The following is a 7,921-nucleotide window of genomic DNA, read 5'->3' on the forward strand; positions in this document are numbered from 1 at the left end:
ATGCCTCGGGGGTGGGGCCGGATGTGGGGAATGGGCGTGCGGCGGGAGAGTTGGCCCCATGACCGCAGCAAAGAGGCTTTACCCCTTGATCGCCTGTGGCTCGATCCTGTTCGCGGTGGTCGCGGTGGTGGTCGGGCAGCTCGACCCCGACCCCTACCTGGACCCCATGAACGTGACCGTGAGTGAGTACGCCGTGTCCGACCGTGGGGGCGTCACGGAGATCGCGATGGCGGTGCTCGGGATCGGGTCGCTGGCGTTGCTGGCGGGGCTGCGGTCGGCGGGGGCGCCGGTGCGCGGGCTGCCGGAGCGGTTGCTGATGGTGTGGTCGGGGGCGCTGGTGGTGGCCGCGGTCATCCCGACCACACCGATCGGCGCGAACCTCGACCTGGCGGCCCAGATCCACCGGTACGTGTCCGTGGCGGCGTTCGTGAGCCTTCCGGCCGCCGGGGCGTTGCTGGTGCCCAGGCTGGCCTCCAACGCCGACTGGAAGCCTGTCGCGCGGGCCGTGGAGTGGGTGGCGCTGGCCGGGGGGTTCGGGCTGCTGGCGATCACGTACGTCGCGTTGCCGGGCGAGCGGGTGATGATCGGGCTCGTGGAGAGGCTGCTCCTGGGGGCCGAGGTGGCGTTGCTGGCAGTGCTGGCGGCCTGGCTGGTGCGGCTCATCTGGCTCCGGAGCGCGGCGCGAGTAGCCGACACGGCCGGGGGCCGCGGGCAGAGCACGGCCACGGTTCCCAGCGAGGCTCGGACCATGGTTCCGGTCCAGGCTCGGAGCAGGGTTCACGACGGCGCCAGGGGTAAGGTTGCGACTGCGACTGCGACTGCGGCTTGAGGCGGGTCAGGGGCACGGGTTCGCGGGGGATCGGGACGTGCGCTGAAGGCTGAAATTTCCCGACATATCACGGATTTATCGCTAATCGATCTTAAAGCCATGTGTTTCGATGCTATTCTCTCCCGCGATCTTCTATGCGGGAGCAGGTGTCATGGCATCGGGCAGATCCATCCGATTCAAGATCTCGACGCTGCTCGTCATCCCCTTGATCTCCCTGATCGCGCTCTGGGGCTTCGCCGCGAGCACCACGTCGGGAGAGGCGCTCAACCTGCTCAAGGTCGAGACCATCTGGACAGGCGTCATCAACAACGCCGACGGCATGGTCGGCAACCTCCAGGCCGAGCGGCAGGCCTCGGCCGAGCGGATCGCCGGCAACATCACGGACCCGGACGCGCTGGCCAAGTCGCGGGCCAAGGTCGACGCGAACAGGAAGAAGCTGTCGGAGCAGGCGCTGTCCGAGGACACGCAGTCCGCGCTCACGACGGATATGAAGAACCAGCTCCAGGCCGTGTTCGCGGCGGCCGACCGGCTTCCGGACATCAGGCGGAAGGTGGATGAGCGCAGGCTCACCCCCGGTTCCCTCGTCTCGGAGTACGCGAAGATCTCCGACGAGGTCCACCTCCTGTACTCCCGCCTGACGATGAGCACCGACGTCGAGCTGGCGCTCCAGGCGCAGGGCCTGATCGCCGCCGACGAGGTACGCGAGCTGCTGAGCCGCGAGCACGCCCTGGTCATCGCTTCGAACGGCCGGTCGAGCATGCAGGACATGCACATGCTGGCCGGCATCGACGGCTCCAGGACGCACCTGTTCCCGAAGGCCCTGGCCAACCTCGACACCGAGCTGCGCGCCCCGTTCGAGAAGCTGTACTACTCCCCCAGGTACGTCACCATGGAAAATCTGGTGGAGAGCTACCTCGGCGGCCAGCCGATGGACATCGAGCTGTGGCGGGGCATCGCCGACCAGGTGCAGAAGGAATACTCGCAGGCCATCTGGGACACCGGCGACAAGCTGCTGGCCAGGATGGAGCCCGCCGGCGTGGTCATCGTGGTGCGGGCCGCCGTCGCCGGCGCGCTCGGGCTGATCGCGGTCGTCTTCTCGGTCTTCATCTCGATCCGGGTCGGCCGCAGGATCACCCGCGAGCTGGTGGCGCTCCGCCGTACCGCGCTGGACCTGGCCGAGATCAGGCTGCCCGACGTCGTGGCGAAGCTGCGCAAGGGCGAGAGCGTGGACATCGAGGCCGAGGCGCCGCCCATCAAGGTGGGCCGCAACGCCACCAGCGAGGTCAGCGACCTGGCGGCGGCGTTCGACAGCGTGCAGAGCACGGCCGTGGACGCGGCCGTCGAGCAGGCGAGGCTGCGCGAGGGCCTGTCGGAGGCGCTGCGCAACCTGGCCAGGCGCAGCCAGTCGCTGCTCCAGCGCCAGCTCAAGCTGCTCGACGAGATGCAGCGCCAGACGGAGGAGCCGGAGGCGCTGGAGCGCCTGTTCAAGCTCGACCACCTGACCACCCGCATGCGCCGCCACGCCGAGGGCCTGGTGCTGCTCTCGGGCGGTGCGGCGGGTCGCAGATGGCGCGGCGTCATCCCGATCGAGGACGTGCTGAGCGGCGCGGCGGCCCAGGTGGAGGAGTACACCCGGGTACGCGTCTACCCGATGCCCGAGTCCGGTGTCTCCGGCGGCGCGGTGGCCGACCTCATGCACCTGTTCGCCGAGCTGATCGAGAACGCCGCCGTCTTCTCCTCGCCCAGCAACGAGGTCTCGGTACGCGGCGAGATGGTCGGCCGGGGCTTCGCCGTCGAGATCGAGGACCGCGGCCTGGGCATGGACGAGGCCACCCGCAGGGTCATCAACGACCGCCTGGCGAGCCCGCCGGAGTTCGACGCCTCCCAGACCGAGCGGCTCGGGTTCGCGGTGGTCGGCATGCTCGCGACCAGGCACGGCATCAAGGTGACGCTCAAACCCTCCCCGTACGGCGGCACCACGGCCATCGTGCTCGTGCCCGGACCGCTGGTCGAGCCCATGGCGACCCCGGTGCAGCCGCTGGAGTTCGAGTCCATCTCCGTGTCGGTCGTCAGGCCGGACACCACGGGACCGGGTGATCTGCCGCGCCGGGTCCGCACCAGCAAGCGCGGCGCGGGCCCCGAGCTCCCACAGCAGGCACAGTCCGCAGAGCAGGAGCAGGACAGGGGCCTGCCGCGGCGCGAGGGGCCGACGAGCCTGCCGCAGCGCGAGGGGCTGACCGGCCTGCCGCAGCGCGATGGGCCGAACGGCCTCCCGCACCGCGAGCGGCCTGCCGGCCTCCCGCGTCGAGAGCGGCCCACGGGCGTGCCGCACCCGGAAGAGCGGACGAGCCTGCCGCACGCTGAAGAGCGGACGAGCCTCCCGCACGCTGAAGAGCAGACGGGTCTGCCCCGCCGCCAGCGGCAGACCAACCTGCCGCAGCGGCTCAAGGAGGCGCCTCCCACCCCGCCCGCCGCTGAGGAGCGCTCGCCCGAGGAGGCCCGGAGGTTGCTCTCCTCGCTCCAGTCCGGCTGGCAGCGCGGGCGGCAGGACAGCGACCAGGATGGGGGGTCTCAATCGTGAGCCGCGAGCACGAGTGGGTTGACGAGGAGGCGGGGCCCGTCGTGCGGCCGTACGCGGTCGCACGCGGTCGCACCAGGTCCGCGAGCTCCGCGCTCGACCTGCTGGCGACCATCGTCTCGACGGGGTTGCCCGCCCCGGCCAACGCCGAGCTCAGCGCCCAGCACCGGAGGGTGATCGGCTGCCTGTCGAGCCAGGCCAGGCCCGTCGCCGAGGTCGCCTCGGAGGTGAACCTGCCGGTCGGCGTGGTGCGGGTGCTGCTGGGGGACCTGCTCGAGCACGGCCTGGTCTCGGTGCGGGCGCAGCGCGACAAGTCGTCCACGCCGACGGAGAGCCTGCTCCGAGAGGTGATCAACGGCCTCCGGGCGCTCTAGAGCCCAGGCCGACGGGGCGGGTTCGGAGGCCCTCCGCCTGGAGCCGGCGAGCTCGACAGCGCGTCAGTTCGCCGGGCTTGGGGCAGCGCCTCAGTTCGCCGAGGCCAGCGTTCTCAGGGAGTGCTCGACCAGGGCGATCATGACCTCCTTGGCCGACGTGCGCCGCCGCACGTCGCAGAGCATCACCGGGACGTTGTCGTCCAGGTCGAGCGCGATGCGCACATCGTCCACGCTGTGCTGGTCGGCGCCGTCGAAGCAGTTGACGGCCACCACGAACGGCGTGCCGCGCTGCTCGAAGTAGTCCACGGACGGGAAGCAGTCGGTCAGCCGCCTGGTGTCGGCGATCACGACCGCACCCAGCGCGCCGTGGGACAGCTCGTCCCACATGAACCAGAACCGCTCCTGCCCGGGCGTGCCGAACAGGTAGACCACGAGCCCCTCGCGGATCGTGATGCGCCCGAAGTCCATCGCCACGGTCGTGGTCGTCTTGGCCTCCACGCCGTCGATGTCGTCGACGCCGATCCCGCGGTCGGAGAGCACCTCCTCCGTGCGCAGCGGCTTGATCTCACTGATCGATCCGACCAGGGTGGTCTTCCCGACGCCGAACCCCCCGGCGATGAGGATCTTCAACGCGATGGGGTCCTCAGAGAGCACGGAGTCCATTGATCACTTCCTTGAGAATGCGCTCATTCGGCCGCGTCCCTCCGGCCGAGGGCGACGTCACCGAGATGAGGCGGTGGTCACGCATGTCGCCGAGCAACACCCGGACGACGCCGACGGGCAGGTCGAGCTCGACGGCCAGGTCGGCCACCGAGATCGGACTGCGAGCCGCCCGCAGAATGAGTTGCTGCTCGGGACCGAGCTCGCCGGGCGGGTCGCCGATGGCGCGCACGGTCGCGACGAGGTCGAACGCGTCCCCGGAGGAATGCGTGCGACCACGGATGAGGGCGTACGGCCGGACGATGGGCCCGGCCTCCTCATCGAACCACTGCGGGCCATCGCTCATGACGCCCCAGAGCGCGGATTGGTGCTGATGTGCTGGCCCACCCGCTTGACCAGCATCGCCATCTCGTAGGCGATGTGGCCGACGTCCACGTTCGCATCGGCGATCACGGCCAGGCAGGTGCCCTGGCCCGCCGCGGTGACGAACAGGAACGCCGACTCCATCTCCACAATGGTCTGGCGCACGTCGCCGCCGCCGAAATGACGCCCGGTGCCCCGGGCCAGGCTCTGGAACCCGGCCGCCACGGCCGCCAGGTGCTCGGCGTCCTCCCGGGCCAACCCCTTGGAGTAGCCGATCGCCAGGCCGTCGGTCGACAAGATGACCGCCTGGCGCACCGCGGCCACTCTGGAGGTCAGGTCGTCCAGCAACCAGTTCAGCTCACCGGTGTTGGTGGTCGGCACACTCATGCATCCCCCTTAGTCATGGCCCCTCCTCAGAGGCATCTTCTCGGGCGCGTTGGGTTCCCCTTTGGAACGCGGAGAACAAGTCGCGTACCTCGTCGGGAGAGCGTTCGGCCGGCTCCTTGGGCGGCTCGGGCGACGCCTCCTTGAGCCGCGGCGCCGGCTTGGCCTGGCGCACTCGCCTGGGCAGCCCGGCGTGGGTGCCCGAGGTGACCACCGCGAGCGCCTTCTTCCTCGTACGGCTCGGCAGCGCGGCCATCTCCTCGCCGCCGTCCCCCGCCGTCAGCGCCGTCTGCTCGGTCACCAGCTCGCGCGGCACGAGCACGATGGCCGTCGTGCCGCCGAAGGGCGAGCGCCGCAGCAGCACCTTGATCCCGTGCCGCTCGGCCAGCGTGGCCACCACGAACATGCCGAGCCGGTCGCTGTCGGCCAGGTCGAACTCCGGCGAGTGGGCCAGGAGTCTGTTGAACGTGGCGTAGTCGGCGGCCGGCAGGCCCAGACCCTTGTCCTCGATCTCGATGGCGTAGCCGTTGCTCACCTGGTCGCCGCGCACCCGGACCATGGTGTCCGGCGGCGAGTAGATGGTGGCGTTCTCGACCAGCTCGGCGACCAGGTGGGTGAGGTCGGCGGCGGCGCCTCCGTCGAAAGCGCTGATCGGCATCGACTCGACGGTGACCCGGGTGTAGTCCTCGACCTCGGCGACCGCGGCCCGGACGATGTCGATCACGGGCACCGGCTTGCGCCACGCCCGCCCGGGCGCGGAGCCGGACAGGACCATCAGGCTCTCGGCGTGCCGCCGCATGCGCGTGGTCAGGTGGTCCAGGCGGAAGAGCTCCTCCAGCCGGTCGGGGTCGTGCGTACGCCGCTGCATGCCGTCCAGCAGCGCGAGCTGGCGGTGCAGCAGGCCCTGCTTGCGCCGGGCGAGGTTGAGGAAGACCTGGCCGATCCCGCGCCGCAGCGCGGCCTGGCCGACCGCCGCCGTCACCGCGGTGCGCTGCACGGAGGCGAAGGCCCTGGCCACGTCGGTGATCTCAGCGGAACCGCTCACCTTGATCGCCTTGGCCTCCTTCCGCACGTCGACGTCCTCGCCCTTGCGCAGCCGCTCCACGAGGTCGGGCAGCCGCCGCTCGGACAGCTCGACCGCGGCCGCGCGCAGCCCGCCGAGCTCCGCGGCCAGGCGACGACCGAAGCGTACAGAGATGATGATCGACGCGAGCACGGCGATCAAGCCGACGCCGCCCGCGATCGAGATCTTCACCACGGTCGACGTGGCGGCCTCGGACGTACGGGAGGCCAGCTCCTCGGACGCCGTGAGGCCGTGCCCGTCGAGCTGGGAGGCCAGCTTGTCGATCGTCTCGTTCCAGTCGGCGGCGTCCGGGGGCGGGGCGCCGGTCTTGGTGATCCGCGCCTCCATGATGGCGAATTCCTGGAACGCCGCCGACGCGAAGACCTGCTCGTACGGCCTGCGCAGCGGCACGTCGAGCCCCGCGAGCCCGCGCGCGTGCAGGAACTTCCTGGAGGCCGCGTACTCGGTGAAGGCCGCCGCCTCCGGCTGGATGAGCCGCCGGTCGGTCAGCGCCCCGATGACGAGGGCGTGCTCCCTGGCGATGTACTCCCTGGCCATGCCCATGGCCTGCAGCGAGGAGGCCTGCTGGAGGATGGCCAGGTCGGACACGGTGACCAGATGGTCGTAGAGCGCGAAGATCGAGTCGAGGATCCCGTTGTACTCGTTCAGCCCGTTCAGCCGGGAGCTGAGGCCGTTGTCGATGTCGGCCCTGATCGAGCCGAGCCGGTCGAGGGCGCTCGTCAGCGTGCCGACGGGGAGGCGCAGGTCCTCGCCGATCGCGTCACCGGCCTCCGTGACGGCCTGCCGTAACTCGCCGACGGACCGGTCGGTGCGGGCGCGCTGGCTGCCGAGCGCCTCGGTGAGCTCACGCGTTGTGAGCGCCTCGGCGGAGCGTACGCGCTCGGCCTGGAGTTGCAGGCCCAGGTCGGTGGAGGTGACGCCGAGGGTCCGGTACAACGTGTTGGCCCGGAGCAGTGACTGGGCGTCGCCCATGGTGAGGTTGAGGACGAAACCCCAGAGCGCGCTCAGAGACAGGAGGGGTAGCAGTAGCAATAGAAAGATCTTGAACCGAATTGACCGGTTTCGCGAGCCCATGTCCCAACCTCGAGTCGGGGGCATTTCCACACCTTGTGTAAATACACCTCCGGAAGATCGCACAGGAGACTAGCATCGTTTATGCGTCCGGCGCAGTGGGAGGAACACGTTCATTACCGTGATTATTGGGACAAGATCTCTCGTCTGCGACCACCTGAACCGGTGATCATCTACAGCCGGTCCGCGCCACCAGCGAGATCGCGATGAGTCCCGCCCAGTTCAGCGCTCTTCACAGGCCTCGACGCGCCAGCTCCTCCACTGCCCGGAAGGCGGCGGTGACGGCGGCGTCGGCGCGGGCGGCGGGCACCGAGTCCGAGCCCGCGATCGCGATCCTGCCGAACCGCCGGCGGGCCGCGTCCACGGGGAACGGGCCGTCGGGGTAGAACGCGTGCCACGGCCGGCAGTATTCGGGCGCGTTACCGTGGCCCCACCGGTTGATCACGATCGACTCGATGTCCCCGGCCGGGTCGAAGCCGCCGGGGCCCAGCAGCCGGGCGAGCTGGTCGCGGATCGTGTGCTCCAGGCGCTCGTAGGGCGTCTTGATCAGCTCGCGGCGGCCCGCCACCGCCCCCGCC

Annotated in this window: 7 protein-coding genes and 1 pseudogene; 3 read left to right on the forward strand and 5 right to left on the reverse strand. The window is 70.2% G+C overall.

Translation table 11 applies throughout. The features are described from left to right. Positions 1-58: 58 nt before the first annotated feature. The 3 genes from EJK15_RS65620 to EJK15_RS65630 all read left to right on the forward strand — a co-directional run bounded on the left by EJK15_RS65620 (position 59) and on the right by EJK15_RS65630 (position 3,781). Positions 59-829: a DUF998 domain-containing protein gene (locus EJK15_RS65620; protein WP_138720325.1), complete on the forward strand. Its 771-nt coding sequence runs from the start codon at positions 59-61 to the stop codon at positions 827-829. 151 nt (positions 830-980) lie between these two features. After that, a complete protein-coding gene (locus EJK15_RS65625) occupies positions 981-3,410 on the forward strand; it encodes a sensor histidine kinase (RefSeq protein ID WP_171075356.1) in 2,430 nt (809 codons plus the stop codon). Then, on the forward strand, positions 3,407-3,781 hold the full coding sequence (locus EJK15_RS65630) for a DUF742 domain-containing protein (protein WP_138720327.1): 375 nt from the start codon (positions 3,407-3,409) through the stop codon (positions 3,779-3,781). Before EJK15_RS65625 ends, EJK15_RS65630 begins: the two co-directional genes overlap by 4 nt. A gap of 90 nt (positions 3,782-3,871) precedes the next feature. Here the strand turns inward: EJK15_RS65630 and EJK15_RS65635 are convergent, their stop codons facing one another. The 5 genes and pseudogenes from EJK15_RS65635 to EJK15_RS65655 all read right to left on the reverse strand — a co-directional run. Then, positions 3,872-4,444, reverse strand: coding sequence for a GTP-binding protein (locus tag EJK15_RS65635; protein WP_138720328.1), 573 nt, complete (start codon positions 4,442-4,444; stop codon positions 3,872-3,874). Further along, positions 4,425-4,787 (reverse strand): DUF742 domain-containing protein, encoded by a 363-nt coding sequence (locus tag EJK15_RS65640; protein WP_138720329.1) that lies wholly within the window; start codon positions 4,785-4,787, stop codon positions 4,425-4,427. Before EJK15_RS65640 ends, EJK15_RS65635 begins: the two co-directional genes overlap by 20 nt. Next, complete coding sequence (locus EJK15_RS65645; RefSeq protein ID WP_138720330.1) at positions 4,784-5,191, reverse strand: roadblock/LC7 domain-containing protein; 408 nt, start codon at positions 5,189-5,191, stop codon at positions 4,784-4,786. The genes EJK15_RS65640 and EJK15_RS65645 overlap by 4 nt, the downstream gene beginning before the upstream one ends. A 13-nt stretch (positions 5,192-5,204) precedes the next feature. Beyond that, positions 5,205-7,304: a sensor histidine kinase gene (locus EJK15_RS65650; protein WP_171075357.1), complete on the reverse strand. Its 2,100-nt coding sequence runs from the start codon at positions 7,302-7,304 to the stop codon at positions 5,205-5,207. A 271-nt stretch (positions 7,305-7,575) separates the two neighbouring features. Next, positions 7,576-7,921 (reverse strand): annotated as a pseudogene (locus EJK15_RS65655) (NAD(P)-binding protein); the annotation flags it as partial.

It is taken from the genome of Nonomuraea basaltis (genome assembly GCF_005893125.1).
In the GTDB taxonomy this organism is placed as follows: Bacteria; Actinomycetota; Actinomycetes; order Streptosporangiales; family Streptosporangiaceae; genus Nonomuraea; species Nonomuraea basaltis.